This is a genomic window from Anaerotruncus sp. 1XD42-93 (genome assembly GCF_009917605.1).
Lineage (GTDB): Bacteria > Bacillota > Clostridia > Oscillospirales > Ruminococcaceae > Anaerotruncus.
In genome coordinates this window covers 1-609 of record NZ_QZEG01000226.1, presented here as the reverse complement: position 1 = coordinate 609, position 609 = coordinate 1, and the positions used below count along the sequence as shown (strand labels likewise).

Below are 609 nucleotides of genomic sequence, written 5' to 3'. Positions count from 1 at the left end.
AGGCGGGACAAATCCTCTGACTGTCCCGCCCGCCCGTTTTCCGAAAGCAGCTTCAAAAACTGCTCCATAATTTCCTGATTGTGTTCCAAATCTTACCCTCCTTTACTGTTCCGCCAAGTCCTCCGGGCGGGTGGTCATGATCGAATAGAGTTCCGTGTCCTTGGGGAAATGGTCAACGAATGGGATAATCACGTTGCCATAGAACAAAAGCCCCTCGCCGGCATTGGAGTTGGTCACATAGCCAAGCTGGTGCGGGGAGATATTGAGCTGCTTTGCCAGGATTTGACGGTCGCCGCCCGCCTGGTTCAGCATATAAATAAAATCGCTGTTTTCAAAAATGTTCGCAATTTCCCGGCTTGCCAGCAAGTCCTTGACATTTTGGGTAATCCCGGTCGGGATTCCGCCCCATTTTCTGAACCGTTTCCAAATCTCAACGGTATAGGCGGCGGTCTGTTCCTCCCTGAGAAGCAGGTGCATCTCGTCAATGTAGAGCCGGGTGGATTTATGGGCTTCCCGGTTTTCGCTGACCCGTCCCCACACCTGATCCTGAACCACCTGCATCCCGAATTTTTTAAGCTGCTTGCCCAGGTTTTTAATCACATAGCAGAC

General features: G+C 51.6%; 1 pseudogene. It reads right to left on the bottom strand.

The features are described 5' to 3' along the window. Window positions 1-102: 102 nt before the first annotated feature. Window positions 103-609 (bottom strand): annotated as a pseudogene (locus D5269_RS18165) (VirB4-like conjugal transfer ATPase); the annotation flags it as partial.